Annotated in this window: 33 protein-coding genes and 1 pseudogene; 15 read left to right on the top strand and 19 right to left on the bottom strand. The window is 74.8% G+C overall.

Annotation, left to right across the window (positions count from 1 at the left end; genetic code table 11):
* Positions 1-85 precede the first annotated feature (85 nt).
* The 7 genes and pseudogenes from trpM to hisI form a co-directional block, all read right to left on the bottom strand.
* Positions 86-250: pseudogene (gene trpM / locus ACIP4O_RS10040) on the bottom strand (tryptophan biosynthesis modulator TrpM); the annotation flags it as partial.
* A 133-nt stretch (positions 251-383) separates the two neighbouring features.
* The gene (gene trpC, locus ACIP4O_RS10035) at positions 384-1,193 is read right to left on the bottom strand and encodes an indole-3-glycerol phosphate synthase TrpC (RefSeq protein ID WP_361325383.1); all 810 of its coding nucleotides are present in this window, start codon (positions 1,191-1,193) and stop codon (positions 384-386) included.
* Between the two features lie 176 nt (positions 1,194-1,369).
* Entirely contained in the window at positions 1,370-1,792 is a 423-nt protein-coding gene (locus tag ACIP4O_RS10030; RefSeq protein ID WP_401573429.1) for a DUF2752 domain-containing protein, read from the bottom strand.
* 64 nt (positions 1,793-1,856) lie between these two features.
* The gene (locus ACIP4O_RS10025; RefSeq protein ID WP_401573427.1) at positions 1,857-2,084 is read right to left on the bottom strand and encodes an HGxxPAAW family protein; all 228 of its coding nucleotides are present in this window, start codon (positions 2,082-2,084) and stop codon (positions 1,857-1,859) included.
* A gap of 93 nt (positions 2,085-2,177) precedes the next feature.
* Positions 2,178-2,852, bottom strand: a complete 675-nt coding sequence (locus ACIP4O_RS10020; RefSeq protein WP_401573425.1) for a TIGR02234 family membrane protein — start codon at positions 2,850-2,852, stop codon at positions 2,178-2,180.
* A gap of 7 nt (positions 2,853-2,859) precedes the next feature.
* The gene (locus tag ACIP4O_RS10015) at positions 2,860-4,365 is read right to left on the bottom strand and encodes an anthranilate synthase component I (protein WP_401573423.1); all 1,506 of its coding nucleotides are present in this window, start codon (positions 4,363-4,365) and stop codon (positions 2,860-2,862) included.
* A 91-nt stretch (positions 4,366-4,456) separates the two neighbouring features.
* Positions 4,457-4,822, bottom strand: coding sequence for a phosphoribosyl-AMP cyclohydrolase (gene hisI / locus ACIP4O_RS10010; RefSeq protein WP_401573421.1), 366 nt, complete (start codon positions 4,820-4,822; stop codon positions 4,457-4,459).
* A gap of 79 nt (positions 4,823-4,901) precedes the next feature.
* Between hisI and ACIP4O_RS10005 the strand changes: the two genes are divergently transcribed.
* A complete protein-coding gene (locus tag ACIP4O_RS10005; RefSeq protein WP_401573419.1) occupies positions 4,902-5,537 on the top strand; it encodes a TIGR03085 family metal-binding protein in 636 nt (211 codons plus the stop codon).
* Between the two features lie 20 nt (positions 5,538-5,557).
* On the opposite strand, the gene ACIP4O_RS10000 is transcribed toward ACIP4O_RS10005, so the two are convergent.
* The 9 genes from ACIP4O_RS10000 to hisD all read right to left on the bottom strand — a co-directional run bounded on the left by ACIP4O_RS10000 (position 5,558) and on the right by hisD (position 12,389).
* Positions 5,558-6,406 carry a hypothetical protein gene (locus ACIP4O_RS10000; protein WP_401573417.1) on the bottom strand — a complete coding sequence of 283 codons (849 nt, stop codon included), beginning with the start codon at positions 6,404-6,406 and terminating at the stop codon, positions 5,558-5,560.
* A 207-nt stretch (positions 6,407-6,613) separates the two neighbouring features.
* The gene (gene hisF, locus ACIP4O_RS09995) at positions 6,614-7,375 is read right to left on the bottom strand and encodes an imidazole glycerol phosphate synthase subunit HisF (RefSeq protein WP_401573415.1); all 762 of its coding nucleotides are present in this window, start codon (positions 7,373-7,375) and stop codon (positions 6,614-6,616) included.
* Positions 7,372-7,779 (bottom strand): Rid family hydrolase, encoded by a 408-nt coding sequence (locus tag ACIP4O_RS09990; RefSeq protein WP_401573413.1) that lies wholly within the window; start codon positions 7,777-7,779, stop codon positions 7,372-7,374. The genes hisF and ACIP4O_RS09990 overlap by 4 nt, the downstream gene beginning before the upstream one ends.
* Positions 7,776-8,507, bottom strand: a complete 732-nt coding sequence (gene priA / locus ACIP4O_RS09985; RefSeq protein ID WP_401573411.1) for a bifunctional 1-(5-phosphoribosyl)-5-((5-phosphoribosylamino)methylideneamino)imidazole-4-carboxamide isomerase/phosphoribosylanthranilate isomerase PriA — start codon at positions 8,505-8,507, stop codon at positions 7,776-7,778. Before priA ends, ACIP4O_RS09990 begins: the two co-directional genes overlap by 4 nt.
* 2 nt (positions 8,508-8,509) lie before the next feature.
* Positions 8,510-9,151: an imidazole glycerol phosphate synthase subunit HisH gene (hisH, locus tag ACIP4O_RS09980; protein WP_401573409.1), complete on the bottom strand. Its 642-nt coding sequence runs from the start codon at positions 9,149-9,151 to the stop codon at positions 8,510-8,512.
* Between the two features lie 31 nt (positions 9,152-9,182).
* Positions 9,183-9,341, bottom strand: a complete 159-nt coding sequence (locus ACIP4O_RS09975) for a hypothetical protein (RefSeq protein WP_010277019.1) — start codon at positions 9,339-9,341, stop codon at positions 9,183-9,185.
* Complete coding sequence (gene hisB / locus ACIP4O_RS09970) at positions 9,338-9,931, bottom strand: imidazoleglycerol-phosphate dehydratase HisB (protein ID WP_401573407.1); 594 nt, start codon at positions 9,929-9,931, stop codon at positions 9,338-9,340. The genes ACIP4O_RS09975 and hisB overlap by 4 nt, the downstream gene beginning before the upstream one ends.
* Positions 9,928-11,052: a histidinol-phosphate transaminase gene (locus tag ACIP4O_RS09965; RefSeq protein ID WP_401573405.1), complete on the bottom strand. Its 1,125-nt coding sequence runs from the start codon at positions 11,050-11,052 to the stop codon at positions 9,928-9,930. Before ACIP4O_RS09965 ends, hisB begins: the two co-directional genes overlap by 4 nt.
* Complete coding sequence (gene hisD, locus ACIP4O_RS09960) at positions 11,049-12,389, bottom strand: histidinol dehydrogenase (protein ID WP_401573403.1); 1,341 nt, start codon at positions 12,387-12,389, stop codon at positions 11,049-11,051. Before hisD ends, ACIP4O_RS09965 begins: the two co-directional genes overlap by 4 nt.
* A 283-nt stretch (positions 12,390-12,672) precedes the next feature.
* On the opposite strand from hisD, the gene ACIP4O_RS09955 reads away from it, so the two are divergent.
* The 4 genes from ACIP4O_RS09955 to ybaK all read left to right on the top strand — a co-directional run bounded on the left by ACIP4O_RS09955 (position 12,673) and on the right by ybaK (position 16,908).
* Positions 12,673-14,244, top strand: coding sequence for an oxidoreductase (locus ACIP4O_RS09955; RefSeq protein ID WP_401573401.1), 1,572 nt, complete (start codon positions 12,673-12,675; stop codon positions 14,242-14,244).
* Between the two features lie 229 nt (positions 14,245-14,473).
* Positions 14,474-15,475 carry a hypothetical protein gene (locus tag ACIP4O_RS09950; RefSeq protein WP_401573399.1) on the top strand — a complete coding sequence of 334 codons (1,002 nt, stop codon included), beginning with the start codon at positions 14,474-14,476 and terminating at the stop codon, positions 15,473-15,475.
* 182 nt (positions 15,476-15,657) lie between these two features.
* Positions 15,658-16,398, top strand: coding sequence for an LON peptidase substrate-binding domain-containing protein (locus ACIP4O_RS09945; RefSeq protein WP_361325332.1), 741 nt, complete (start codon positions 15,658-15,660; stop codon positions 16,396-16,398).
* A gap of 9 nt (positions 16,399-16,407) precedes the next feature.
* A complete protein-coding gene (gene ybaK, locus ACIP4O_RS09940; RefSeq protein WP_401573397.1) occupies positions 16,408-16,908 on the top strand; it encodes a Cys-tRNA(Pro) deacylase in 501 nt (166 codons plus the stop codon).
* 11 nt (positions 16,909-16,919) lie between these two features.
* On the opposite strand, the gene ACIP4O_RS09935 is transcribed toward ybaK, so the two are convergent.
* The 3 genes from ACIP4O_RS09935 to ACIP4O_RS09925 form a co-directional block, all read right to left on the bottom strand.
* Complete coding sequence (locus ACIP4O_RS09935; protein ID WP_401573930.1) at positions 16,920-17,591, bottom strand: ABC transporter permease; 672 nt, start codon at positions 17,589-17,591, stop codon at positions 16,920-16,922.
* Positions 17,592-17,780: 189 nt separating this feature from the next.
* On the bottom strand, positions 17,781-18,623 hold the full coding sequence (locus ACIP4O_RS09930) for an ABC transporter permease (RefSeq protein ID WP_401573395.1): 843 nt from the start codon (positions 18,621-18,623) through the stop codon (positions 17,781-17,783).
* Positions 18,624-18,741: 118 nt separating this feature from the next.
* Positions 18,742-19,752 carry an ABC transporter ATP-binding protein gene (locus tag ACIP4O_RS09925; protein WP_361325320.1) on the bottom strand — a complete coding sequence of 337 codons (1,011 nt, stop codon included), beginning with the start codon at positions 19,750-19,752 and terminating at the stop codon, positions 18,742-18,744.
* A 161-nt stretch (positions 19,753-19,913) separates the two neighbouring features.
* On the opposite strand from ACIP4O_RS09925, the gene gvpO reads away from it, so the two are divergent.
* The 10 genes from gvpO to ACIP4O_RS09875 all read left to right on the top strand — a co-directional run bounded on the left by gvpO (position 19,914) and on the right by ACIP4O_RS09875 (position 25,427).
* Positions 19,914-20,393, top strand: coding sequence for a gas vesicle protein GvpO (gvpO, locus tag ACIP4O_RS09920; RefSeq protein WP_401573393.1), 480 nt, complete (start codon positions 19,914-19,916; stop codon positions 20,391-20,393).
* A 65-nt stretch (positions 20,394-20,458) separates the two neighbouring features.
* The gene (gene gvpJ / locus ACIP4O_RS09915) at positions 20,459-20,911 is read left to right on the top strand and encodes a gas vesicle protein GvpJ (RefSeq protein ID WP_401573391.1); all 453 of its coding nucleotides are present in this window, start codon (positions 20,459-20,461) and stop codon (positions 20,909-20,911) included.
* Positions 20,908-21,645, top strand: coding sequence for a GvpL/GvpF family gas vesicle protein (locus tag ACIP4O_RS09910; protein ID WP_401573389.1), 738 nt, complete (start codon positions 20,908-20,910; stop codon positions 21,643-21,645). Before gvpJ ends, ACIP4O_RS09910 begins: the two co-directional genes overlap by 4 nt.
* 1 nt (position 21,646) lies before the next feature.
* Positions 21,647-21,916 carry a gas vesicle protein GvpG gene (locus tag ACIP4O_RS09905; RefSeq protein WP_401573387.1) on the top strand — a complete coding sequence of 90 codons (270 nt, stop codon included), beginning with the start codon at positions 21,647-21,649 and terminating at the stop codon, positions 21,914-21,916.
* Positions 21,909-22,610, top strand: a complete 702-nt coding sequence (locus ACIP4O_RS09900) for a hypothetical protein (RefSeq protein ID WP_401573385.1) — start codon at positions 21,909-21,911, stop codon at positions 22,608-22,610. Before ACIP4O_RS09905 ends, ACIP4O_RS09900 begins: the two co-directional genes overlap by 8 nt.
* Positions 22,611-22,614: 4 nt before the next feature.
* Entirely contained in the window at positions 22,615-23,706 is a 1,092-nt protein-coding gene (locus ACIP4O_RS09895; protein WP_401573383.1) for an SRPBCC family protein, read from the top strand.
* On the top strand, positions 23,703-24,131 hold the full coding sequence (locus ACIP4O_RS09890) for a gas vesicle protein (RefSeq protein ID WP_401573381.1): 429 nt from the start codon (positions 23,703-23,705) through the stop codon (positions 24,129-24,131). Before ACIP4O_RS09895 ends, ACIP4O_RS09890 begins: the two co-directional genes overlap by 4 nt.
* Entirely contained in the window at positions 24,128-24,901 is a 774-nt protein-coding gene (locus ACIP4O_RS09885; RefSeq protein ID WP_401573379.1) for a GvpL/GvpF family gas vesicle protein, read from the top strand. Before ACIP4O_RS09890 ends, ACIP4O_RS09885 begins: the two co-directional genes overlap by 4 nt.
* A 17-nt stretch (positions 24,902-24,918) precedes the next feature.
* A complete protein-coding gene (locus tag ACIP4O_RS09880; protein ID WP_030994590.1) occupies positions 24,919-25,128 on the top strand; it encodes a gas vesicle protein in 210 nt (69 codons plus the stop codon).
* A gap of 5 nt (positions 25,129-25,133) precedes the next feature.
* Positions 25,134-25,427 carry a gas vesicle protein K gene (locus ACIP4O_RS09875; RefSeq protein ID WP_361325973.1) on the top strand — a complete coding sequence of 98 codons (294 nt, stop codon included), beginning with the start codon at positions 25,134-25,136 and terminating at the stop codon, positions 25,425-25,427.
* Positions 25,428-25,474 lie beyond the last annotated feature (47 nt).

Below are 25,474 nucleotides of genomic sequence, written 5' to 3'. Positions count from 1 at the left end.
GTCAGGGACGGCACAGCGGCCACGAGGGTACGGAGTGTGCCCGCCCGGACACATACGGTACGGGCGGCACGCCGCGTCAGCGCCCTCAGCGGCCGGTGCGGCGCCATCGCATGCCGTTGACCTGCCCCGGTTCGTCGCCGATCACGTACCGCACCCGGCGGCCGTGGACGCGGCGGGCCGGTGCGCGGCAGCCGCGCGGGCGGCAGCCCCTGGCGAGCCGCGCGTACGGGTCGCGGGCCTGCGCGCACGCCGCCCGTTCCGCTACGGGGCCGGGCCGGGCGGGAACCGCGAGACCGCTCTCCGCCGCGCAGGCCGCGGCCCCGGGCGGGCACGGGGCCTGCCGGGTCGCGGGGGCGGGGGCGGCGGTGGTCATGGTGGAGGTGTCAGTCCCGTCCGTGGCGCAGCGCGGGGTGGGCGCCCGCGGCGACGAGGTCGGCGACGGCGGTCTTCGGGTCGCGCCCGGTGACGAGCGACTCGCCGACGAGCACGGCGTCGGCGCCCGCGTTGGCGTAGGCGATGAGGTCGTGCGGACCGCGTACGCCCGACTCGGCGACCTTGAGGACGCCCGCGGGGACCTCCGGGGCGACGCGCTCGAAGGTGTTGCGGTCGACCTTGAGGTTCTTGAGGTTGCGCGCGTTGATGCCGACGAGGCGGGCGCCGGCGGCGACCGCGCGCTCGACCTCCTCCTCGTCGTGCGCCTCGACGAGCGGCGTGAGGCCGATCGAGACGGCGCGCTCGATGAGCGATTCGAGCGCGGGCTGCTCCAGGGCCGCGACGATGAGGAGCGCGAGGTCGGCCCCGTAGGCGCGGGCTTCCCAGAGCTGGTACGAGGTGACGATGAAGTCCTTGCGCAGGACGGGGATGTCGACCTTGGCGCGGACGGCTTCGAGGTCGGCGAGCGAGCCGCCGAAGCGGCGCTGCTCGGTGAGCACGGAGATGACGGCGGCGCCGCCCGCCTCGTAGTCCGCCGCGAGCGCGGCGGGGTCGGCGATCGCGGCGAGCGCGCCCTTGGAGGGGCTGGAGCGCTTGACCTCGCAGATGACCTGCACGCCCTCGCCGCCGAGCGCGGCGAGCCCGTCGCGGGCCTCCGGGGCGCGGGCCGCACGCTCCTTCAGCTCGTCGAGGCTGACGCGCGCCTGCCGCTCCGCGAGGTCGGCACGCACTCCGTCGATGATCTCGTCGAGCACACTCACTCCGGCGGACTCCTCTCAAGCCTCCCCGCGCGGGAAGGGGCAACGTGGTACGGGCGCGGCCGTGCCCGGTGGTACGGGGCCGGGGGACCTCTGGCGATGGTAGCCGCCACAAGGCGTAAGGCGCGCATCCGGTTGACGGTGGCGAGGCTGACCAGCGCATTCGCCGCGGCGTTGACTCATGGGTGCAGGAAACCGCCGGGCGGCAGGTTCCGCAGGAGCGTGAAGGCGAGCACGAGGGCCCCGAGCGCCCACCGCAGCCGGGCCGGGGGCTGGAGCACCGCGAGGTCCTGGCCGCGGGCGGCGCGGACGACCCACACGAGCCAGAGCACCGCGGCGATCGCGTACCCGGCGACGGCGAGCGCGTTGTCCTGGAAGGCCGCCGCGAGGTCCCCGTGCGCCACGGCGTGCGCGCTGCGGAGCCCCCCGCACCCGGGGCAGTAGATGCCGGTGAGCCGCAGCAGGGGGCACGCGGGATAGTGCCCGGGCTCGTTCGGGTCGACGGCCCCCACGTACACGAACGCCCCCGCCACGCCCGCGAGGGCGGCGGCGGGGGCGAGGAGGCGGCGGGCGGGGTGCGCGGCGGCGGACGGGGTGGTCACGGGCTCATTGTGCGGGCCGGGCCCGCACCGCGCACACGGCTCGCTCGCGGCGTGGCGCGCGGGGTCAGTGCGCGCCGTGGCCGAGCTCGGTCTTGCCGGTGGGCCGGTTCCCCAGGCCCGCCATGCTCATGACGCCGCCGACGATCGCCGCGAGCAGCAGAATCCCGATGCCGATCCAGAAGCCGACCGGCACGGACATCACGATGAAGACGCTGCAAACGATGAACCCGACGAAGGCGATCAGGACGCCGGTCCACGCCGCCGGGGTGTGCCCGTGGCTCCTCTTCGACATGACTTGCTCCTCGGTACGGTGGATCTACGCCTCCATTGTCGCCCACCGGGCCCGGCGGCGCGCACCGGGGTGGGCCCGCTGAGCTGCGGAGGCTCAGCGTTCGCCCGTCGGGTCCTCGCCCCGGTCGATGGCCTTCCACAGGTCCTCGGGGCGGTCCGGGTCGAGCGCGCGGGCGGGGGTACGGGGCCGGGGCGCCGCGCTCCCCCGCTCGTACCGCCCGGACATCGCGGGCCAGCGGCGGCCGTGCAGCAGCGCGAGGACGCCCGCGAGCAGGAGGAGGGCGCCCGCGCCCGTGGAGACCCAGGGCCAGGCGGTCGCGCTGAAGGCGTGGACGGTCGCCGCCGCGTGCCCGGAGGCTTCGGCGGCCTTGTCGTCGAGCGCGCCGTGGTCGCGGGCGCCGAGGACACCGGCGACGACGGTGCCGAGGCCGCTGAGCGCGAGGAGCGCCGCGACGAAGACGCGGCCCGCGCGGCGCACGGCGAAGACGGCGAAGAGCGAGGCGAGGCCGACGATGGCGAGGGCCGCGGGCGCGCCGGTGACGTCGCCGCCCTTCACCGAGAGCGGCAGGGTGCCGCCCACGACGTTCGCGGTGCCGTGCGCCCAGGTCTGGCGCGAGCACAGGAGGGCGAGCGCGGCACCCGCGGCGCCGAGCACGAGCGCGGCGGCGAGGCTCCGGCGCGCGCCGCGCTGGGCGCGCGCCGCGGCGGGGGCCGCCGGGCTCGCGGGCGCGGGCGGCGCGTCGGTACGGGGATGCGGGACAGCAGTCACTCGTCCACTATCCCTCACCGCCCCGTGCGGCCCGCAGGCGGTCGGCGCTGTGGACGGCGCGGAGCACGGCGGCGGCCTTGTTGCGGCACTCCTGGTCCTCGGCGAGCGGGTCCGAGTCGGCGACGACCCCTGCCCCGGCCTGCACGTACGCGGTGCCCTCGCGCAGGACGGCGGTGCGGATCGCGATCGCGGTGTCCGAGTCGCCCGCGAAGTCGAGGTAGCCGACGGCGCCGCCGTACACGCCGCGCCGCGAGGGCTCCAGCTCGTCGATGATCTCCAGGGCGCGCGGCTTCGGCGCGCCCGAGAGGGTCCCGGCGGGGAAGCAGGAGGTGAGGACGTCGAAGGCGGTGCGGCCCTCGGCGACCTGCCCGGTGACGGTCGAGACGATGTGCATGACGTGCGAGTACCGCTCGATCGACATGAAGTCGACGACCTCGACGCTGCCGGGGGCGCAGACGCGGCCGAGGTCGTTGCGGCCGAGGTCGACGAGCATGAGGTGCTCGGCGCGCTCCTTGGGGTCCTTGAGGAGTTCCTCGCCGAGTTCGCGGTCCTCCTGCGGACTCGCGCCGCGTGGCCTGGTGCCCGCGATGGGGTGGACCATGGCGCGGCCGTCCTCGACCTTGACGAGCGCCTCGGGGCTGGAGCCGACGATGTCGAAGCCGTCGAGGCGCAGGAGGTACATGTACGGCGAGGGGTTGGTGGCGCGCAGGACGCGGTAGACGTCGAGGGCGCTCGCCGCGCACGGGGTCTCGAAGCGCTGCGAGGGCACGACCTGGAAGGCCTCCCCGGCGCGGATGCGCTCCTTGATGGTGTCGACGGCGGTACGGAAGTCGGGGCCGCCCCAGCGCGCGGTGTACTCGGGCAGCGCGGACTCGGGGAGTGCGGCGGGCTCGGAGGCGAGGGGGCGGCGCAGGTCGGCCTCCATCGCGTCGAGGCGGGCGACGGCGTCCGCGTACGCCTCGTCGACGCCGGTGGCGAGGTCGTTGTGGTTGATGGCGTTGGCGATGAGCCGGACGGTGCCGTTCCAGTGGTCGAGTACGGCGAGGTCGGAGGTGAGGAGCATCGTCAGTTCGGGCAGGCCCAGTTCGTCGGGCGTGTCCTCGGGGAGCTTCTCCAGGCGGCGGACGACGTCGTAGCCGAGGTAGCCGACCATGCCGCCGGTGAAGGGCGGCAGTCCGGGGGCGAGGTCGCGCGGGGTGTGCAGGGCCTCGACGGTGGCGCGCAGCGCGGCGAGCGGGTCGCCCTCGGTGGGGACGCCGACGGGCGGGGTGCCCGTCCAGTGCGCCTGCCCGTCCTGCTCGCTGAGCACGGCGGCGCTGCGGACGCCGATGAAGGAGTACCGGGACCAGGACTGGCCCGCGCTCTCGGCCGATTCGAGCAGGAAGGTGCCGGGGCGCTCGGCGGCGAGCTTGCGGTAGAGGCCGACCGGGGTGTCGCCGTCGGCGAGCAGGGTGCGGCTGACGGGGATGACACGCCGGTCGGCGGCGAGAGCGCGGAAGGCTGCGAGGTCCATGGGGCAGGACCCTACTGGCCTGCGGGGGTCACCGGATTCACGTCTCGCCGCCGGGGCCGCCGGGTGGGGTCCGGCCGCCGGTCCCCCCGCCTCAGGACTCCGGCGCGAGCAGGACGTCCGCGTCGAAGCACGTGCGGTCGCCCGTGTGGCAGGCGGCGCCCACCTGGTCGACCTGGACGAGGAGCGTGTCGCCGTCGCAGTCCAGGGCGACGGACTTGACGTGCTGGACGTGACCGGAGGTGTCGCCCTTGACCCAGTACTCCCGCCGCGAGCGCGACCAGTAGGTGCAGCGCCCGGTGGTGAGGGTGCGGTGCAGCGCCTCGTCGTCCATCCACCCGAGCATGAGCACCTCGCCGGTGTCGTACTGCTGGGCGATGGCGGGCACGAGCCCGTCCGCCGTCCGCTTGAGCCGCCGGGCGAGGTCCGGGTCGAGGGGGCTGTCGGCCGTACTGTTCATACCGCCCATTGTCGCGCAGCGCGGCACGCCCCGGGCGCGGGACGTTTCACCTGCCCCTCGCGGGGCTAGGCTGACCTGTATGTCCAGTCATGCGAAGCGTGAACGGCTCCTTCTGGCCGATCTGTTGGAGGCGTCGGGTCCCACCGCGCCGACCCTGTGCGAGGGGTGGCTGACGCGGGACCTCGCCGCGCACGTGGTGGTCCGCGAGCGGCGCCCGGACGCGTCAGGGGGCATGTTCGTCAAGGCGCTCGCCCCGCGCCTGGAGCGGGTGCAGGCGGAGTACGCGGGCAAGCCGTACGAGGAACTGCTCCAGCTCATCCGCACGGGTCCGCAGAAGTACTCGCCGTTCAAGCTCAAGCAGGTCGACGAGCTGGCGAACGCCGTCGAGTTCTTCGTCCACGCCGAGGACGTCCGCCGGGCGCAGCCCGACTGGACGCCGCGCACCCTCGACCCGGTCTTCGCGGGCACGCTGTGGACGCGCCTGGAGAAGATGGCGCGCCCGCTCGCCCGCCGCTCCCCGGTCGGCCTCGTCCTGCGCCTGCCCGACGGCCGCACGGCGGTCGCCAACCGTGAGACCCCGGTCGTGACGGTGACGGGCGAGCCGGGCGAACTGACCCTCTTCCTCTTCGGCCGCCAGGCACACGCGGACGTGCAGCTGGAGGGCGAGAAGGCAGCGGTCACGGCGGTCTCGGAGACGGACAAACTGGGGTTCTGAGGGGGCGGCGGGGCGGACGGTCACTCCGCGCGCAGTGCGAGGGCGGAGATCCGCCTCCGTCCCGGGTCCCGCCACCGGAGGTACCCCGCGTAGGCCGTTCCCACGATCGCCGCCCAGAGGGGCGGCAGGCTCCACCAGGGCAGATCGAGGGCGCCGAGGAGCATCCCGGGGAGGATCGCGGCGAGGCCGAGCGTGAAGCAGGCACTGACCAGGTCGTCCGACTCCCTGTCCAGCGCGTATCCCGCGGGGCCGTGCGGGCGGTGCCAGCCCGCGCGCCGTAGGCGGCGGACGCCCGCGCGGAGGCAGAGCGCGCCGACGGAGAGGCCGCCGAGCACGAAGCCGGTCAGGGCCAGACTCTCGCCACGCGGGTCGCTGGTGCTCTTCTGGCGCTTCCCCGCCCAGGTGACCGCGACGAGGCTGTCGTGCCACAGGGAGCCCCGCACCGTGTCGCCCTCCGCGACCTCCCCGCCGAACCGGGTGTCGTCCGCGAAGTTGACGGCGCCGCTCCAGCCCTTGCCGTCGAAGCCGACGCGGCGGACCTTGCTCTTGCCCTCCGTCGTGTTCCCCACCGAGGTGACGGTGAGGCGGACGGGGCGCAGGCAGTCGGCTCCCGTGTCCCTCGCGGGTACGGAGGAACCGCAGGTCCCGGCCTTGCGGAAAGCGGCCTCCTCGGTCACCTGCCCGGGCAGCGCCAGCAGGGCACCCACGCCGACCGCGAGGGCGAGGACACCCCCGCAGAACGTCCACCCCAGCCAGGCGGGGCGCTTGCGCGGCAGGTGCGCACGGCTCTGCCAGGTGCGGTCGTACGTGTAGCGGCTGCCCCGGTGCCGCGCGCCCTCGCCGTACGCCCGCTTCCCGCGTATCCGCAATGGACTCCCCTCCCTCGTACGGCGTGCGAAGGAACCGCCCGCCCCGCCCGGAACCGTAGCTTCCGGGCGGGGCGGGGCGCAGTGCGGGGATACGGCAGTGAGAACGGCCTCCGAGCTGCCGGATTCCGGTCCCGGGGGGCTGCGGTGGCGGGTTCGACGTCCCCGCCCTCCGGTGGGGGTTCGACGTCCCCGCGCCGCCCGCGCGCCTCAGCGCACCGGCAGTCCCGCCCCCCGCATCGCGTCCTTGACCTCGCTGATGGCCAGGTCGCCGAAGTGGAAGACCGAGGCCGCGAGGACCGCGTCGGCGCCCGCTTCGACGGCGGGGACGAAGTCGGCGAGCTTGCCGGCGCCGCCGCTCGCGATGACGGGGACGTCGACGCGGCGGCGGACCTCGGTGATCATCTCCAGGTCGTAGCCGTCCTTGGTGCCGTCCGCGTCCATGGAGTTGAGGAGGATCTCGCCCGCGCCCAGTTCCGCGGCCCGCTCGGCCCACGCCAGGGCGTCGAGCCCGGTGCCCGTGCGTCCGCCGTGGGTCGTCACCTCGAAGCCCGGGGTGGAGTCCGTGCGGCGGCGCGCGTCGACGGAGAGGACGAGGACCTGGCGGCCGAAGCGCTCGGCGATCTCGCGGATCAGCTCGGGCCGGCTGATCGCCGCGGTGTTGACACCGACCTTGTCGGCGCCCGCGCGCAGGAGCTTGTCGACGTCCTCGGCGGTGCGGACGCCACCGCCGACCGTGAGCGGGATGAAGACCTGCTCGGCGGTGCGGCGCACGACGTCGTACGTCGTCTCGCGGGAGCCGGACGAGGCGGTGATGTCGAGGAAGGTCAGCTCGTCGGCGCCCTGGGCGTCGTAGAGCTTGGCGAGTTCGACGGGGTCGCCCGCGTCGCGCAGGTTCTCGAAGTTGACGCCCTTGACGACGCGGCCCGCGTCGACGTCGAGGCAGGGGATCACGCGGACGGCGAGGCTCACGCGGTCACCTCCGGGTTCCCGTACGCCTCGACCTCGATCTCCACCAGCATCTCGGGGTCGACGAGCCCGGCGACGAGGACGAGGGTCGCGGCGGGGCGGACCTCGCCGAAGACCTCGGCGTGGGCACGTCCGACCTCGTCCACGTCACGGGCGTGGACGACGTACATGCGGGTGCGGACGACGTCGGCGGCGGTGAGTCCGAGGCGGCCGAGCGCGTCGAGCGCCGTCGCGAGCGCGGCGCGGGCCTGCTCGTAGGGGCCGCCGGCGACGAGGGTGCCGCTCGCCTGTATCCCGGTGCAGCCGGAGACGAGGGCGAGGCCGTTCGGGAGGGCGACGGCGCGTGCGTAGCCGAAGCGTTCCTCCCAGGGGCCGCCCGAGGAGATCCTGCGTACCGCGCCGCTCACGCCTGCCTCACCACGTCGAGCGCCTCCTCCAGCGTGAACGCCTTCGCGTAGAGCGCCTTGCCGACGATCGCGCCCTCGACGCCCTCGGAAACGAGCGTGCTGAGCGCGCGCAGGTCGTCGAGCGTCGCGACGCCGCCCGAGGCGACGACGGGGCGGTCGGTGGCGGCGCAGACGCCGCGCAGGAGGTCGAGGTTGGGGCCCTTGAGGGTGCCGTCCTTGGCGATATCGGTGACGACGTAGCGGGCGCAGCCCTCGGCGTCCAGGCGCGCGAGGGTCTCGTAGAGGTCGCCGCCGTCGCGGGTCCAGCCGCGTCCGCGCAGCGTGGTGCCGCGGACGTCGAGGCCGACGGCGATGCGGTCGCCGTGCTCGGCGATGACCTTGGCGACCCACTCGGGGGTCTCCAGGGCGGCGGTGCCGAGGTTGACGCGGGTGCAGCCGGTGGCGAGCGCGGCGGCGAGGGTGTCGTCGTCGCGGATGCCGCCGGAGAGCTCGACGCGGATGTCCATGGCGGCCGTCACCTCGGCGACGAGCGCGCGGTTGTCGCCGGTGCCGAAGGCGGCGTCGAGGTCGACGAGATGCAGCCACTCGGCGCCCGCGGACTGCCAGGCGAGGGCGGCCTCCAGGGGGGAGCCGTAGGAGGTCTCCGTACCGGACTCGCCGTGCACGAGGCGCACGGCCTGGCCGTCGCGGACGTCGACGGCGGGGAGGAGTGCGAGCTGCTGGGCCATGGTCAGAGGGTCTCGATCCAGTTGGTGAGGAGCTGGGCTCCGGCGTCGCCGGACTTCTCGGGGTGGAACTGGGTGGCCCACAGCGGGCCGTTCTCGACGGCGGAGACGAAGCGCTCGCCGTGCGTGGTCCAGGTCACGAGTGGGGGGCGGATCGCCGGGTTGGTGACCTGAAGGGTCCAGTCGTGCACCGCGTAGGAGTGCACGAAGTAGTAGCGCTCCTCGGGGCTCAGCCCGGCGAACATCGCGCTGTCGGCGGGGGCGTCGACGGTGTTCCAGCCCATGTGCGGGACGACGTCCGCCTTGAGCGGGCCGACCGTGCCGGGCCACTCGTCGAGCCCCTCGGTCTCGACGCCGTGCTCGATGCCGCGCCCGAAGAGGACCTGCATCCCGACGCAGATGCCGAGGACGGGGCGGCCCCCGGTGAGGCGGCGGTCGACGATCCAGTCGCCGCGCGCGGCCTTGAGCCCGGCCATGCAGGCGGCGAAGGCGCCGACGCCGGGGACGAGGAGGCCGTCCGCTGCCATCGCGGCGTCGTAGTCGCGGGTGATCTCGACCTCGGCGCCGGTGCGGGCGACGGCGCGCTCGGCGGAGCGGACGTTGCCGAAGCCGTAGTCGAGGACGACGACCTTCTTCTTCGTGGTCATGGGGCGCTCTTCCTGAAGGTCATGGAGCCGCTCACACCGTGAGGTTGAGGACGCCGGCGATCAGGAAGACCCCGGCCCCGACCGACAGCATCGCGAGCAGGCTCTTCGGCATGCCCTGCTTCACGAAGGACCAGACGCCCCCGGCGAGGAACAGGCCGATGATGATCAGGAGCGTGGAGGTGCCGTTCACAGGGCGCCCTTCGTGGAGGGGAGGATGCCCGCGGCGCGCGGGTCGGGTTCGCTGGCGTAGCGCAGGGCGCGGGCGAGTGCCTTGAACTGGCACTCGACGATGTGGTGCGCGTTGCGCCCGTAGGGCACGTGGACGTGCAGGGCGAGCTGGGCCTGGGCGACGAAGGACTCCAGGATGTGCCGGGTCATCGTCGTGTCGTAGGCGCCGATCATCGGGGCCATGCCCTCGGGCTCGGTGTGCACGAGATAGGGGCGGCCCGAGAGGTCCACGGTGACCTGGGCGAGGGATTCGTCGAGCGGCACCGCGCAGTTGCCGAAGCGGTAGATGCCGACCTTGTCGCCGAGCGCCTGCCTGAAGGCGGCGCCGAGGGCGAGCGCGGTGTCCTCGATGGTGTGGTGCGTGTCGATGTGCAGATCGCCCTCGGTGCGTACGACGAGGTCGAACAGGCCGTGCCTGCCGAGCTGGTCGAGCATGTGGTCGTAGAAGCCGACCCCCGTGGAGATGTCGGTCTTCCCGGTCCCGTCGAGGTCGATCTCGACCAGCACGGAGGTCTCCTTGGTGGTGCGCTCCACCCGGCCCGTGCGGCTCATGCGCTGTGCTCCTTCTTCAGTCCGCGTACCGCGTCGAGGAACGCGTCGTTCTCGGCGGGGGTCCCGGTCGAGACCCGCAGCCGCCCCGGTACGCCGTTGTCCCTGACCAGGACGCCCCGGTCGAGGATGTACTGCCAGGCGGTGTGCGCCCCGCCGGGCCCGTCGAAGACCCCGAACTGCACGAAGTTCGCGTCGGAGGGGGTCACTTCGAAGCCGAGCTCGGTCAGCTCGCCGACGATCCGGTCGCGCTCCGCCTTGAGCTGCTCGACGTACCCGAGCAGCGTATCGGTGTGCTCCAGCGCGGCGAGCGCGGTGGCCTGGGTGACGGCGGAGAGGTGGTACGGGAGGCGTACGAGCTGGACCGCGTCGACCACGGCGGGGTCGGCGGCGAGGTAGCCGAGGCGGAGCCCGGCGGCGCCGAAGGCCTTCGACATGGTGCGCGAGATCACGAGCAGCGGGCGGCCTTCGAGCAGCGGGAGCAGCGAGTCGGCGTGGCTGAACTCGACGTACGCCTCGTCGACGACGACGACCGTCGGCTTGACGGCCTGCGCGGCCTCGTAGAGGGCGAGGACGGTCTCACGGTCCACGGCCGTGCCGGTCGGGTTGTTGGGCGAGGTGATGAAGACGACGTCGGGGCGGTGCGTCGCGAGCGCGGCGACGGCGGCCTCGGTGTCGATGCGGAAGTCCGCGCGGCGCGGCCCGGAGACCCACTCGGTGCTGGTGCCGCGGGCGATGAGGCCGTGCATCGAGTACGAGGGCTCGAAGCCGATCGCGAGCCGCCCGGGGCCGCCGAAGACCTGGAGGAGCTGCTGGATGACCTCGTTGGAACCGTTCGCGGCCCACACCTGCCCGGCGGTGACCTCGAAGCCGTCGCGGGAGAGGTACGCGGCGAGCGCGGTGCGCAGCTCGACGGCGTCGCGGTCCGGGTAGCGGTTGAGGCCGCGGGCGGCCTCGCGGACGCGCTCGGCGATGCGCGCGACGAGCGCGTCGGGCAGCGGGTACGGGTTCTCGTTGGTGTTGAGGCGTACGGGCACGTCGAGCTGGGGCGCGCCGTAGGGGCTCTTGCCGCGCAGTTCGGGGCGGAGCGGGAGGGCGTCGATACGGTCCTGGGGGGTGCTCACGCGCGCGGCACCTGCCCCTCGAAGCGGGCGGTCACGGCGGCGCCGTGCGCGGGGAGGTCCTCGGCCTCGGCGAGGGTCACGACGTGGTGGGCGACCTCGGCGAGCGCGTCGCGGCTGTAGTCGACGATGTGGATGCCGCGCAGGAAGGACTGCACGCTCAGGCCCGAGGAGTGGCAGGCGCAGCCGCCGGTGGGCAGCACGTGGTTCGAGCCGGCGCAGTAGTCGCCGAGCGAGACGGGCGCCCAGGGGCCGACGAAGATCGCGCCCGCGTTGCGGACCCGGGCGGCGACGGCGGCGGCGTCGGCGGTCTGGATCTCCAGGTGCTCGGCGGCGTAGGTGTCGACGACGGTGAGCCCGTCGGCGAGGTCGTCCACGAGGACGATCGCGGACTGGCGCCCGGCGAGGGCGGGTTCGACGCGCTCGGCGCGGTGCTTGGTCGCGGCGACCTGGCGGGACAGCTCCAGCTCGGTGGCCTCGGCGAGTACGGGCGAGTCGGTGACGAGGACCGAGGCGGCCATGGGGTCGTGCTCGGCCTGGCTGATGAGGTCGGCGGCGACGTGCACGGGGTCCGCGCTCGCGTCGGCGAGGATCGCGATCTCGGTCGGGCCCGCTTCGGCGTCGATGCCGATCCGGCCCTTGAGCAGGCGCTTCGCGGCGGCGACGTAGATGTTGCCGGGACCGGTGACGAGGTCGACGGGGCGGCAGCCCTCGGGGTCCTCGGGGCCGTACGTGCCGTAGGCGAACATCGCGATCGCCTGGGCACCGCCCGCCGCGTACACCTCGTCGACGCCGAGGAGGGCGCAGGCGGCGAGGATCGTCGGGTGCGGCAGTCCGCCGAACTCGGGCTGCGCGGGCGAGGCGACGGCGATGCCCTCGACCCCGGCCTCCTGCGCGGGCACGACGTTCATGACGACGGAGGAGGGGTAGACCGAGCGCCCGCCGGGCACGTAGAGCCCGACGCGCTCGACGGGCACCCACTTCTCGGTGACGGTGCCGCCGGGGACGACCTGGGTGGTGACGTCGGTGCGGCGCTGCTCGCGGTGGACGAGGCGGGCGCGGCGGATCGACTCGACGAGCGCGGCCTCGACCTCGGGGTCGAGCGCGGTGCGGGCCTTCTCGATCTCGGCCCTCGGCACCCGCAGGCGCGCCGGTGTGCCGTCGCCGAAGCGTTCTCCCCACTCGATGACCGCCGCCGAGCCCCGATGGCGCACGTCCTCGCAGACGGGCCGCACCTTCTCCAGGGCGGTCTCGACGTCGAACTCGGCTCGGGGCAGCAGGTCGCGCAGCGCGGAGCCCTCGGGGAGGGCGGCACCACGCAGGTCGATTCGAGAGATCACGGGGTCAAGTCTCGCAGACGCCGCGCGGAGCACGCGGGCGCGTATCACTCGGTGATACGGGACGGGGGGCGGCCGTGGAGGGGGCGCGGCCGTGTGTGCCGTCGGACACGGGGGCTGCCACCCTGCGTCACCCCGAAGCAGGCCGTCCGAACAAAAGAACACCTCCCCACCACCCGATTCGTCTCACTGTGCGCGTTCGAGGCATCACGCAGCGGGCATGTGATCCCTGACGGTGTGTGCGCACGGCGGTGCGCGCCGACGACTCCTTGAGGGGAGGCCGGCCGTGGACGAGGAACTGAGCGGCGAGCCACCGGAATGGTTGAGCCCGGCGGAGGCCGGGCTGTGGCTGGCGTTCCGCAACGGCAGCATGTTCGACCTGCGCACCGGGGACCCGGTCAGGGACGATCCGCACGGCACCGAGCCGTGGGGGCACGACAGGGAGGTACGGGCGCGCGTCGTGTGCGTCCTGCTGCTGAGCTGTCCGCCCCCGCTGCGGGGGCGGGTCTCCTCGCTCAAGCTCGCCGGGGCGCGCGTGACGGGGCTGCTCGACCTCGCGGGCGGCACGGTCGCCCCGTACGTCGAACTCGTGGGCTGCCGCTTCGAGCAGGAGGTGCTGCTGCCCGAGGCCCGGTTCACGACACTGCGGCTCGTGGACTGCGCGTTGCCACGCCTGGAGGCGGCGCGGCTGCACACGGAGGGCGATTTCCACCTCCCGCGCTGCCAGGTCGCGCACGGGGTCCGGCTCACCGACGCGCACATCGGCACGGACCTGCTCCTGAACCAGGCCGTGCTGCGCGCGGACCGGCGCGGGAGCTGCCTGCTGGGCGACGGGCTGAGTGTGGGCCAGGACCTCCAGGCGGAACTTCTGGAGGCGGAGGGCGAGGTGAGTCTGCGCGGGGCGCAGATCGGGGTCTCGCTGAGCCTGCGCGGGGCCCGGCTCAGTCACCCGTACGGGCGCCGCGCGCTCAACGCGCCGCAGCTGACCGTCGAGCGCACCCTCTACCTGACCCCGGCCGCCGTGGTCGACCCGCCGGTGACGGGTGGCAGCACCCCGGCGCGCGGGGCGCGGGTGCGGGGCTTCGAGTGCCGGGGCGGGGTGCGGCTGGACGACGGGAGATTCGGGGACGCGGTCGACCTGGAGCAGGCGGAGTTCGTGCTCGACAACGACCAGGAGGTGTCGCTGCGCCGTATCCAGGTGCCCGAGCTGCGGTTCCTGGCGCGGCGCGTCGAGCGGGGGCGGGTCGTGCTCTCGGGGGCGCGGGTGGGGACGCTCGTGGACCGCGCGGCGAGCTGGCCGCGCGCGGGGCTCCTCGCGATGGGCGGTTTCAGCTACGAGAGCCTCGTGCCCGTGGGAGCGTTCCCGCTCTCGGCGCGGCTCGCGTGGGTCGCCGCCGCCGAGCCGGAGTACCGGCCCGAGGGGTACGAGCGGCTCGCCGCCGTGCTGCGCGCGAGCGGCGAGGACCCGGAGGCGCGCGAGGTGCTGCTCGCCAAGGAGCGGGCGCGGCGCGCGACGCTGCCGCCCGCCGTACGGCTGTGGGGGTACGTGCAGGACGTCACGGTGGCGTACGGGTACCGGCCGGGACGGGCGGCGCTGTGGATGGGGGTGCTGTGGGCGGCGAGCAGCCTGTTCTTCTCCTGGGAGCCGCCCTCGCCGCTGCGCGCGGGCGAGCACCCGCAGTGGAACCCGGCGCTCTTCGCGCTCGACCTGCTCATCCCGGTCGTGGACCTGGGGCAGGACGGTTTCTGGCGGATGCAGGGGGCCGCGCAGTGGGCGGCCGCGGGGCTCGTGGCGCTCGGCTGGATGCTCGCGACGACGGTGGCGGCGGGGGCGACGCGGGCGCTGCGGAAGGGGTGAGCGGGGCCGCTCGGCGGGTTGACGAGGGCGTGTGCGAAGCCGCTCGGCGGGTTGACGAGGGCGTGTGCGAAGCCGCTCGGCGGGTTGACGAGGGCGTGTGCGGGGTGGCTCGGGCAGTCCGGCGAGGTGTCATGCTTTGCCAGGAATTTACCTGCGCCCGTACAACGTAAACCCCGATGCCAAAGCGACACCCGGCTCCCTCTGGACGCGCTCCCACCTGCGGTTTTCAATGGTCCGCACCATGCGCCCCCTGCTCGCCCTGCGCCGCGCCGCCCGGATGGCCAGGCACACCGCCCCGCTCTCCGACGGGCTGCCCGCCGACGAGGAGCTGCTGCTCGACGCGCCGGAGCCCTGGCTCGCGCCCGCGCTCGTCGCGGCGGGGGCGGGCGACCACGAGGCGGCGGCGAAGCTGCTCGCGACGACGCGGGAGCGCGGGCAGTGGGAGGTGCGGGACCGCGCGGTGCGGCGGCTCGCCTCGTTCGCCGCGCGCCGCTCCGAGTGGTACGCGCGCTGGACGGCGTCGGCCCCGCACGACCCCGACCTGCTCCTCCTCCACGCGCAGGTCGCCCTGCACGCCGCCTGGGAGTCGCCCGTGCGGGCCGAACTGCTGCGCGAGGCCGCGCCGCTCATCGACGCGGCGGCCGGGGCGCAGCCCGAGGACCCGGTGCCGTGGCGGCTCGCGCTCGACGGGGCGCGCGGCACGGGCGCCGGGCACGACGTCTTCGCGGACCTGTGGGAGCGGGCGCTGCGGCGCAGCCCGCACCACGACGGTTCGCACGTCTCGGCGCTGCTCTATCTCTCGGCCTCCTGGCACGGTTCGCACGGCGAGTGCTTCGACTTCGCCGAGCGCGCCGCCGAGGACGCCCTCCCCGGCTCGCTGAGCCAGGCGCTGCCGCTGCGCGCCGCGTACCTGTGGCTGCGCGCGGAGGGGACGGGCGAGGTCTCCGAGACGCGCGTGCTTGCGGCGGCCGAGCGCGCCCAGGCGCTCTCCGCGCGGTTCGCCGAGGGCGATCCGTGGCCGGCCGAGATCCGCAATCTGCTCGTGTACGTGCTGGTGCGGCTGCGGGCCTGGGACGCGGCGCTCCAGGAGGTGCGGCGGGTGGGGCCGCTCGTGACCTCGTTGCCGTGGGCGCGGCTCTCGGACGACCCGCTCGCGCAGTTCATGGACGTACGGGACGGGGTGCGCATCGAGGTCGCCGCGGCGACTCCGCTGCGCGACGCGCACTCCTGACGGGGGTTCGCGGGACGCGGGCACGGGCCTTCGGGTACGCCGGTACGGGCCTTCGGGTACGCCGGTACGGGGCTTCGGGAGCGCCGGTGCGGGGGTCTGCGGGCGGCGGGGCGGGGGCGGCGCGGCGCGGAGTGCGCGAGGGCGCCGCGCGGGGGCGTCCCGGCCCATTAGGCTTGCCAGCCGTGACGACCGTCCGATTGCCTCTTTTCCCGCTGAACTCGGTGCTCTTTCCCGGGCTCGTGCTTCCCCTCAACATCTTCGAGGAGCGTTATCGCACCCTCGTCCGCGAACTCGAAGAGCTGCCCGAGGAGGAACCGCGCCGCTTCGTGGTCGTGGCGATCAAGGACGGCCTGGAGGTCGCGCCGAGTCTGCCGGGGCTGCCCGGTGAGGACGCGAAGCCCGATACGCGGGCGGGGGCCGGTTTCGGGCCCGATCCGCGGCGGGCCTTCCACGAGGTCGGGTGCGTCGCGGACGCGGCGAGCGTGCGGGAGCGGCCCGACGGCGGGTACGAGGTCCTGACGACCGGGACGACCCGGGTCAGGCTCGGCGCGGTCGACGACTCCGGCCCGTACCTGACGGTGGAGGCGGAGGAGCTGCCCGAGGAGCCGGGGGACGATCCGGAGGCGCTCGCCGAGGCGGTGCTGCGGGCGTTTCGCGCGTACCAGAAGCGGCTGGCGGGGGCGCGGGAGCGGACACTCGCGGCGGGCACCGAGCTGCCGGACGAGCCCTCCGTCGTCTCCTACCTCGTGGCGGCGGCGACGATGCTCGACGTGCCGACGAGGCAGCGGCTGCTCCAGGCCCCCGACACGAGTTCGCGGCTGCGCGAGGAGGTGCGGCTGCTGCGTGCCGAGACGGCGCTCATCCGGCACCTGCCCTCGCTGCCCGCGATGGAGCTGACGCGCACGCCGACCAGCCTGAACTGAGAGACCCGGATGGCGAAGAAGACGAGGAAGAACCAGGCGGGCGGCACCCCGGCGACGGTCGCGCTCACGCGGGCGGGCACCGCGTACACGCTGCACGCCTACGAGCACGACCCGGCGCACCCCTCGTACGGCGAGGAGGCGGCCGAGGCGCTCGGTGTGACACCGGACCGGGTCTTCAAGACGCTCGTCGCCGAGGTGGACGGCTCCCTGACGGTCGCGGTGGTCCCGGTCGCGGGCACCCTCGACCTCAAGGCCCTCGCGGCGGCGGCGGGCGGCAAACGCGCCGTGATGGCCGACCCGGCGGCGGCCGAGCGCACGACGGGCTACGTCCGGGGCGGCATCTCCCCACTGGGCCAGCGCAAGGCCCTGCCCACGGTCATCGACGACTCCGCCGGGGCCCACCCCACGATCTGCGTCTCGGCTGGCCGCCGCGGTCTGGAGGTCGAGCTGGCGCCCAAGGACCTGGCGGCCCTGACGAAGGCGGTGCTGGCACCGATCGGGAGGGGCTGAGGCGCTCCGGCTCAGCCCGCCGGCGGGGGCGCGTACGGGGCGGGGGCGCCCGGACCTCGCGTACCGCCGTCGCCGTCGCGACCCTCGGGACCCGTACCTCCGTGGCCCTGGGGCCCCGCGCCCCCGCCTCCCGCCGGGCCCGGGGCCGGCCAGTGCTTGGCTTCGCCGCCCGGACTCCTCCAGGCGGGGACCGCGTCCAGGCCGTACGGCGAGGGGTCGCGGGGGCCGAAGGCGGCGGTCAGGAGGAGGTGGACGACGCAGGCGGCGAGGGGCCAGGCCAGCAGGGTGCCCTTCGCGGCGAGCTTCAGGGGGGCGTCGAAGGTGACGTTCTCGCCGGCCTCCTTCGCGTGGGCCACGACGTCCTGCGTCGGCCCGAGCCACACGCCGAGCCGCCACGCGAGGACCGAGCCGAGCAACGCGCCCACCGCCATGCCCAGGACCAGCGCGGCGCCGCCCGCGCGGCGCCACAGGAAGACGGCCAGGCCGGTGAGAATCCCCAGCCCGAGACCGATCAGGGCGAACGTGCCGTCCGCGCCGATGGGCTGCTCGCCCTCGCTGTCCTTGAGGTACACGGCCTTGCCGTCCGCGACGAGCGGCACGCGCGGCGCGAGCCACAGCCACAGCGCCCCGAAGGCGAGCCCGAGCACGACGAGCACGAGGGCGAGCAGAACGCCGCGCCGCACCCGCGCTCCCCCGCTCTCGGAGGCCTGCTGCGCGGGGTCGTACGGGGCCGGGGGCGGTGTCTGGGGAGCGCTCACCGGCCCATCGTGCCAAACGTGCGACGGGACGGCCGTTCGAGGGGTGCCGTGCGGGGCACGCTGTGGACGGCCTGTGCGGCGCGCGGGGGGTTCGGCGGCGGGTTCAGCGGTGCGTCAGCGGGGGCCCGCGACCGCCGCGCGCCGGTACGCCCACGTCGCCACCGCGAGCGAGACGACCCCGACCCCCGCGCAGACGCCGAGGTCGCCGAGGACCACGAGCCAGTCGGGGTGTGCCGTGAAGGTCCTGGCGAAGGCCTCGACGCCGTACGTCGAGGGGAGCAGGTCGCGGCACCACTGGATCGGCTCGGGCAGGTGGTCGGCGGGCAGGACGCCGAGGAGCAGCGCGGCGGACATGCCGAGCTGCCCGAGCAGCGTGGCGAGTTCGGGGCGCGGCGCGAGCAGCCCGAACGCGGCGCCGAGCCCGGCGAGCGCCGCCCCGGCGAGCGGGACGACCGCGAAGAGAATCCACACGTGCGCGATGGGCAGCCCGAAGAGCCCGCAGCCGATGAGCGCGGTCACGAGGGTGCCGGGCGCGGTGAAGGAGGCGTAGGCCCCGGCGGCGCCGAGGACGACGGCCGCGGGGGGCACCGGGAGGGTCGCGTAGTGGTCGAGCCCGCCGGTGGCGCGGAGCTGCCCGAAGTACTGGGCGAGGAGGTTGAGCGCGACGAAGGCGACGACGAGGACGGCGGACCCGGCGACGACCGCGCGGGCCTCGTCGCCGCCGTCGACGACCCCGCGCATGAGGATCATGATGCCGACGGACTGGAACGTCGCGACGAAGAGCAGCGGGATGCGGGCCACCCGGGCCCGCGAGAGCTGGGCGCGGTAGACGGCGCCGAGCGCGGGCAGCAGCCGGGCCCGCGGCGCGAGCGGCGCGGGCGCGGTGGCGGGCGCGCTCGCGCGGCGGGGTCCTGGAGTGCGCACGGTGGCGGTCACCTCGATCGGGGCGGCGCTCATCGGCGGCCGTCCGCGTGCTCGACAGGGTCCACGAGATCCACCGGTACGGCTGTCACGGTCCGGGTGCTCCTGTTCGCTTTCGCTGGGCTGGTGCCCACCGGCCTGCCGCTGCGGGGGCTCACGCCTTGACCAGCCCCTTCGTGCTTCCGCCGAGGGAGAGGTAGACGTCTTCGAGGCTGGGGGTCGTGAGGGTGAAGTCGTCGAGGGCGAGGAAGGCGGCGCCGCCGGTCACGGCGGAGACGGCCGCGCGGGCCTCGTCGGGGGCGAGCCGCAGCGTCCAGCGCCGCCCGGACTCGATCGCCGAGGCCCGCAGCGCCGCGACCTCCGGCACGTCGAGGGGCGCCCGCTCGCGCCAGACGAGGTCGAGCCTGACCTCGTGGGCGACGCGGGACTTGAGACCGGAGGGCGTGTCGCAGGCGATGATGCGGCCCGCTTCGAGCACGGCGACCCGGTCGAGCACGGTCTCGGCCTCGATGACGTTGTGGGTCACGAGCAGGACGGTGACCCCCTGCTCCTCGCGGCGCCGGTCGACGGCGGCCCACACGGCGCGGCGCGCGACGGGGTCCATGCCGGTCGTGGGCTCGTCGAGGACGAGAACGGAGCGGTCGCCGACGAGGGCGGCGGCGAAGCAGGCGAGGCGGCGCTGGCCGCCGGAGAGCTTCTTGAGCGGGCGGGCGGCGAGTTCGGTGAGGCCGAGTTCGTCGAGGATCGCCTCGCGGGCCGTACGTACCACCGCGGCGTCCATACCGCGCAGCCGGCCCGTCGTCTCGACGGCCAGGGAGACGGTCAGCTCGTCGAGCGCGGTCGACTCCTGCCCGAGGTAGGCGAGCAGGCGCGCGGCGCGCTCGGGGTGGCGCACGAGGTCGTGGCCGAGGAGGTGGATGGAGCCCGCGTCGGGGCGCATGAGCCCGGTGAGCTGCCGCACCAGCGTGGACTTGCCGGCCCCGTTGGGACCGAGGAGGCCGAAGATCTCACCGCGGCGCACGTCGAGATCGACACCGTCGGTGGCGCGCACGGCGGGGGCGGGGGGCTGGCCGCGCCGCCCGCGCAGGGCCGGATACGTCTTGACCAGCTCACGCACCGCGCACACGACTTCGCCGTCGCGCGCCTCGCCCGTACCCGTGTCCACGACACCCGAGGCTACTGGGTCGGGGCCGGGACGCGGCGCCCGGGGCCCGCTCCGCTCCCGGTCCCGGCGTGTCGGGCCGGAGGCACCGTCCGGCCGGGCGCACGACCCGGATGGCTCCCTCCACCGCGCGCGCAGGCAGGGGGATGACGGACCGTGGCTCCATGGCGGAAGCGCGCGGTACACGCAGAGCCACCCGGAGTGGTGGCACGAAGAGCACGGGAAGCACCCGGCCGAAGGCGGCCTCCGGCACGTCCCGGCCGAAGGCGGGCTCGGGCACGTCCCGGCCCAAGAGCACGGCGAGGAGCACGGCGAAGAGCCCTGCCAAGAGCACGGCCGGGAGCACGCCGAAGAGCACGGCCGGGCGCGCTCCCGCGAAGGCTCCCGCGGCCTCCCGGCTGCGCGAGATCGCCACCGAGGCCGCCGAGGAGCTCGCGGCGCTCATCGGCCACGAGGCCGAGGGCGTCTCGGCGGTGCGGCGCGGCGAGGCGGGGTGGCGGGTCGAGGTCGACGTGGTCGAGGTGCTCCGCATCCCGGACACGACGAGCCTGCTCGCCACGTACGAGATGACGCTCGACGAGGAGGGCCGCCTCGTCGAGTACCGCAGACTCCGGCGCTTCCGCCGGGGCTGGGCCGACGGCTGAGCCGCACCGCCCGGGCAGCACCGGACGGGGGCCACTGCCACACCGACCTAGGAGCACGTCCTGCCATGACGATCCAGACCGAGTACGCCGAGCCCGGCGCCCTCCTGTGCGCACCGCGCGCGGGCACCCTCTACGACGTCCTCGAACTCATCCTCGACCGCGGCATGGTCATCGACATCTTCGTGCGCGTGTCGCTCGTCGGCATCGAGATCCTGAAGATCGACGCCCGCGTCGTCGTCGCCTCCGTCGACACGTACCTGCGCTTCGCCGAGGCGTGCAACAGGGTCGACCTGTCGAACGACCCGTCCAGCCGCACGGTCCCCGAGCTGTTCGCCGGGGGCAAGGCGGGACTGGCCGGGGCCGCGGGCAAGCGCGCCGTGCGCTCGGTCGGCGACAAGGTCAAGGGCACGCTCGGCATGGACGGCGGGGACGAGGAGGCGGAGGACCGCGAGGACGAGCGGGAGCCCGCCCGCCGCCCCGCCGGCACCGCGCGCCGCCGCAGGAGTGAGGCCGCGTGAGCGCACCCGGCCTGTACGTCTACGCCGTCGTCCCCGAGGACACGGAGCCGACCGGCCTCACCGGGGTCGGGAGCCCGGCCCGGGAGCCGCGCGCGGTGCGCGCCGCGGGCCTCGCCGCGCTCGTGAGCCCGGCGCCCGCCCCGCTGCGCGCCAAGCGCCGCGACCTCCTCGCCCATCAAGGGGTCCTCGCCGCGCTCGCCGCGCGCGGTCCCGTCGTCCCGATGCGCTTCGGCGTCGTGGCGGCCGGCGAGGAGGCGGTCCGCGAGGACCTGCGGCGCGGGGCCGAGCGGTACCGCGCCGCGCTGGAGCGCGTCACCGGGCGCGTCGAGGTCAACGTCAAGGGCACCGTCTCGGAGCAGGGCCTGCCCGCGCTGCTGCGCGCCGACGCGCGACTGCGCGGTCTGCGCGAGCAGGCGCGGGCCCGGCCCGGGTACGAGGCGGAGGTGCGGCTCGGCCGCGCGGTCGCCGAGGCGCTGACCCGGCGGGCACGCGAGGCGGCGGGCGCGGTGCGCGCGGCGCTGGAGCCGCTCGCCGTGGACTCCTGCCAGGGTCCCGTGGACGAGAGCACCGTCCTCAACGCCTCCTGGCTCGTGGACGCCGACCGCCTCGCCGCCTTCCGCGCCGAGGCCGGGCGGCTCGCGGGTCCCTCGGCCCCGTACCTCGCGCTCGTCCTCACCGGACCGCTGCCCTGCTACAGCTTCGTGGCCGCGCCGCCCCTGCCGGTCGGTGCCTGACATGGGCCTCGTCGGTGGCGTCCTGCTGCTGCCGCTCGCGCCCGTGCGCGGCGTCGCCTGGGTCGCGGAGCAGATCGCCGACGAGGCGGAGCGGCGTCTGTACTCGCCCGCCGCCGTCCGTGTCCGCCTCGCCGCGCTCAACTCCGCCTTCGAGGCGGGCGAGATCGACGAGGCCACGTTCGAGGCCGAGGAGGACCACCTGCTCGGCCTGCTGGAAACCCGTTCACCCCTTACCCCGTCCCCCACGACTTTGGGAATGCCCGATGGATGACTCGGACAAGCTCGTTCTCGGTACCGCCCTCATCGGCGGCTACCTGCTCGGGCGCACCCGCAAGGCACGGCTGGCCCTCGTGGTCGCCTCCTGCCTCGCCGGCAAGCGCCTCAACCTGACCCCGCAGGACCTCCTCACCGCTGGCGTGCGCAAGCTCCGGGAGACCCCGCAGTTCGCCGAGCTGAGCGATCAGGTGCGCGAGGAACTGCTCACCGCCGGGCGCACGGCGGCCGACCGCCGTCTCAGCGCGCTCGCCGACACCCTCGCGGCCCGCACCGCCTCCCTCCTGGAGCCCCCGCGCGACGAGGAAGAGGAGGAGCCGGAGGAGGGCGAGGAGGAACCCCGGGACGAGGAGGAGCCCGAGGAGGAGCCCGAGGAGGAGCCCGAGGAGGAGCCCGAGGAGGAGCCGCGGGACGAGGCGGAGGAAGGCGAGGAGGAGCCGGAGGAGGAGCCCGCCCCCCGCCGTCCCGCCCGCCACCGGCGCCCCGCCAAGAAGGCGGCGAAGAAGGCCCCGGCCAAGAAGTCCGCGGCCAAGCGGGCCCCCGCCAACAATCCCGGTGCCAGGAAGGCCGCCGCGCTCAGGGGCAAGCCCACGCGCGAGCCCGCGAAGAAGGCGCCCGCCAAGAAGGCGGCGAAGCGCACGACGAAGAGCACCGCGAAGCGTTCGGCTTCGCGCGGCGGACGAGGAAGGTAAGGCAATGGCTGAGCAGCATTCGGGCCTCGACCGCCTGATGGAAGAGATCAACGGTTACCTCGGCGCCCACGGCGGCAAGCTGGCCGAGAAGGCGGGGGACTCGCTGAGCGGGCTCGTCGAGAAGATCGGCGACGGTGGGGGCGGGGGTGGTCTCGGCAGCATGGCCGGGATCGGCGGCAAGATCCTCAAGGGCGAGAACCCGCTGAAGGCGATCGCGGGTCAGAAAGCAAAGGACCTGACGGGCGGCGTGACGGACAAGGCGAAAAGTCTCTTCGGCGGCGGGGGCGGGGACGGCGGCGGCGGGGGCGGAGGGGGTGGCGGAGGCGGCGGCGAGAACGTCAAGACGACGAACATCATCGAGACGGTCGACATCGGCAAGCCGGTCCGCACCGTGTACGACCACTGGACGCAGCTCGCCGACTTCCCCGCCTTCACGAAGGGCGTCAAGAGCGTCAACCAGGAGGACGACGTCACGACGCAGTGGCAGATGAAGATCGCCCCCTCCGCCCGCAGTTGGAAGGCGACCACCCAGGAGCAGGTCCCCGACGAGCGGATCGTGTGGACCTCCGAGGGTGCCAAGGGCTCGACGACGGGCTGCGTCAGCTTCCACGAGCTGACCCCGGACCTGACCCGCGTCGTGGTCGTCGTCGAGTACGAGCCCTCCGGCTTCTTCGAGAAGACCGCCAACCTCTGGCGCGCGCAGGGCCGCAGGCTCCGCCTGGACCTCAAGCACTTCGCCCGCCACGTCACCCTCCACGAGGACGAGGAGATCGAGGGCTGGCGCGGCGAGATCCGCGACGGCGAGGTCGTCCGCAGCCACGAGGAGGGCCTGGAGGACGACGAGAAGGACGAGAACGAGGAGAACGCCGGGGAGGGCGACGAGGGCGAGTACGAGGACGGCTACGAGGACGAGGAGGCTCCGGAGGGCGAGGAGGAGGAGCCGGAGGAGGGCGGCGAAGAGCCGTACGAGGACGAGGAGTCCGAGGACGGCGACGAGGACGGAGAGGGCGAGGACGGCGAGGAGGAGCCCGAGGAGGAGGAAGAGCCCGAGGAGCGTCCGCGCCGCCGTCGCAGGGCCCGGAGCGGGGCCCGATGACCGTCGACCTCACCACCACTCCCCTCGGCCCGCCCTCGCACGCCGCGCAGCCCGCGAACCTCGCCGACATCCTGGAACGGGTGCTCGACAAGGGGGTCGTCATCGCGGGGGACATCAAGATCGACCTGCTCGACATCGAGCTGCTCACCATCCGGCTGCGGCTCTTCGTCTCCTCCGTCGACACCGCGCGCAAGGCGGGCATCGACTGGTGGGAGACCGATCCCGCCCTGTCCTCGCGCGCCGCCCGCGAGGAACTCCGCGAGGAGAACAGGGAACTGCGCGCGCGCCTCGCCGAACTGGAGCGGGCCGCGCCCGGGCACGACGCCACCGGGCGCGAGGACGGGAAGGCGCGCGCTGACGGCAGGGCCCGCGCGAACGGCGGCGGGCGCGGCGGCGCCTCCGGGCGCGAGAAGGAGACGGCATGACGGACGCGGCGACGGCCGTCTGCGTCTTCGCGGTACGGCGCGGGCGCGGGCCCGCGCTCCCCGCGGGGCTGACCGGCCACAGCGGCGGCGGCGAGGTGCGGCTCATGGCGGCAGGCGATCTGTGGGCCGTCGTGCAGGAGGTGCCCGCCGCCGGGTACGACGACGCGGCGCTCCGCGCGCGGTGCGCCGATCCGGCCGAGCTGGAGCAACTCGCCCGTACCCACCACGCCGTCGTCTCGGCGGCCGCCGCCGAGTGGCGTGCCGTACCACTGCCGCTCGCGACGCTCTACCACGACGAGCACGGCGCGCGGACGGGGCTGCTCGCGCACGCGGACCGCTTCGACACCGTGCTGCGGCGCGTGGCGGAGCACGCCGAGTGGGCCGTCAAGGTGCACCGCGAGGCGCCCGCCGCCTCCCCCGCGTCGCCGCCGTCGGGGCGGCCGCGCGGGGGGCGCGACTACCTGGACCGGGTACGGGCCAGGCAGCGCGCGCAGGAGTCCGGGCACGAGGCGGCGCTGCGGATCGCGGAGCGGGTCGACAGCGCGGCGCGCGAGGTGGCGGCCGAGGGGGTGCGGCGGCCGTTGCACGGCAAGGAGGTGACGGGCGAGGGGCGCTCGCAGGTGCTCAACGGGGCCTACCTCGTGCCGCTCGCGAAGGCCGCCGCCTTCACGGAGCGGATCGCGCGCGAGCGGGCGGACCTGCCCGTGGGGTGCGCGCTGGAGCTCGCGGGGCCGTGGGTCCCGTACTCCTTCACCGGGGAGGCGGTGTGAGCGCGGCCGGGGCGCCGGTGGCGTGGACCGGGCCCGACAGCGGGGCACCGCTCGGGGTGCCCCTCGTGGACCTGCTCGACCGCGTGCTCGGGGCGGGGGTCGTGGTCAGCGGGGACCTCGTGCTCGCGATCGCGGAGGTGCCTCTCGTGCGGATCTCCCTGCACGCGCTGCTCGCCTCGGTGAGCGAGTCCGTACCCGCCCCCTGGAACGACGGAGGCCCCTTGTGACGAGCATGCTCCCCGGCGCCGCGAAGCCCCCGGCGACCCTCGATCTCGACCCTGCGGCGGTGGGCCGCGACCTCGCCGCGCTCGTGCTGACGGTCGTCGAGTTGTTGCGGCAGCTGATGGAACGGCAGGCGGTGCGGCGCTTCGACTCGGGGGACCTCACGAGCGAGCAGGAGGAGGCGGTGGGTACGGCGCTGATGCTGCTGGACGAGCGCATGGACGACTTGTGCGAACGCCACGGCCTGCGCCGCGAGGACCTCAACCTGGACCTCGGCCCGCTGGGGACGCTGCTGCCGAACTGACGTCAGGGCCGCCCCTCTTCAGCCCGGGCGGTCCCCCTCGCCGGGAG

Origin of the sequence: Streptomyces sp. NPDC088923, from assembly GCF_044749745.1 — a bacterium.
Taxonomy (GTDB): Bacteria; Actinomycetota; Actinomycetes; order Streptomycetales; family Streptomycetaceae; genus Streptomyces.
This window is presented reverse-complemented; position numbering and strand designations above follow the sequence as displayed.

What these genes read in the sequence shown, in the direction of transcription:
- gvpO (WP_401573393.1), top strand. Translation starts at nt 19,914, where the DNA reads ATGGCGGAAGCGCGCGGTACACGCAGAGCCACCCGGAGTGGTGGCACG.
- ACIP4O_RS09885 (WP_401573379.1), top strand. Translation starts at nt 24,128, where the DNA reads ATGACGGACGCGGCGACGGCCGTCTGCGTCTTCGCGGTACGGCGCGGG.
- ACIP4O_RS09900 (WP_401573385.1), top strand. Translation starts at nt 21,909, where the DNA reads ATGGATGACTCGGACAAGCTCGTTCTCGGTACCGCCCTCATCGGCGGC.
- priA (WP_401573411.1), bottom strand. Translation starts at nt 8,507, where the DNA reads ATGGCCCAGCAGCTCGCACTCCTCCCCGCCGTCGACGTCCGCGACGGC.
- ACIP4O_RS09875 (WP_361325973.1), top strand. Translation starts at nt 25,134, where the DNA reads ATGCTCCCCGGCGCCGCGAAGCCCCCGGCGACCCTCGATCTCGACCCT.
- gvpJ (WP_401573391.1), top strand. Translation starts at nt 20,459, where the DNA reads ATGACGATCCAGACCGAGTACGCCGAGCCCGGCGCCCTCCTGTGCGCA.
- ybaK (WP_401573397.1), top strand. Translation starts at nt 16,408, where the DNA reads ATGGCGAAGAAGACGAGGAAGAACCAGGCGGGCGGCACCCCGGCGACG.
- ACIP4O_RS09930 (WP_401573395.1), bottom strand. Translation starts at nt 18,623, where the DNA reads ATGAGCGCCGCCCCGATCGAGGTGACCGCCACCGTGCGCACTCCAGGA.
- hisH (WP_401573409.1), bottom strand. Translation starts at nt 9,151, where the DNA reads ATGACCACGAAGAAGAAGGTCGTCGTCCTCGACTACGGCTTCGGCAAC.
- ACIP4O_RS09905 (WP_401573387.1), top strand. Translation starts at nt 21,647, where the DNA reads ATGGGCCTCGTCGGTGGCGTCCTGCTGCTGCCGCTCGCGCCCGTGCGC.
- ACIP4O_RS09950 (WP_401573399.1), top strand. Translation starts at nt 14,474, where the DNA reads ATGGTCCGCACCATGCGCCCCCTGCTCGCCCTGCGCCGCGCCGCCCGG.
- hisI (WP_401573421.1), bottom strand. Translation starts at nt 4,822, where the DNA reads ATGAACAGTACGGCCGACAGCCCCCTCGACCCGGACCTCGCCCGGCGG.
- hisB (WP_401573407.1), bottom strand. Translation starts at nt 9,931, where the DNA reads ATGAGCCGCACGGGCCGGGTGGAGCGCACCACCAAGGAGACCTCCGTG.
- ACIP4O_RS09895 (WP_401573383.1), top strand. Translation starts at nt 22,615, where the DNA reads ATGGCTGAGCAGCATTCGGGCCTCGACCGCCTGATGGAAGAGATCAAC.
- ACIP4O_RS10015 (WP_401573423.1), bottom strand. Translation starts at nt 4,365, where the DNA reads ATGGACCTCGCAGCCTTCCGCGCTCTCGCCGCCGACCGGCGTGTCATC.
- ACIP4O_RS10005 (WP_401573419.1), top strand. Translation starts at nt 4,902, where the DNA reads ATGTCCAGTCATGCGAAGCGTGAACGGCTCCTTCTGGCCGATCTGTTG.
- ACIP4O_RS09890 (WP_401573381.1), top strand. Translation starts at nt 23,703, where the DNA reads ATGACCGTCGACCTCACCACCACTCCCCTCGGCCCGCCCTCGCACGCC.
- ACIP4O_RS10025 (WP_401573427.1), bottom strand. Translation starts at nt 2,084, where the DNA reads ATGTCGAAGAGGAGCCACGGGCACACCCCGGCGGCGTGGACCGGCGTC.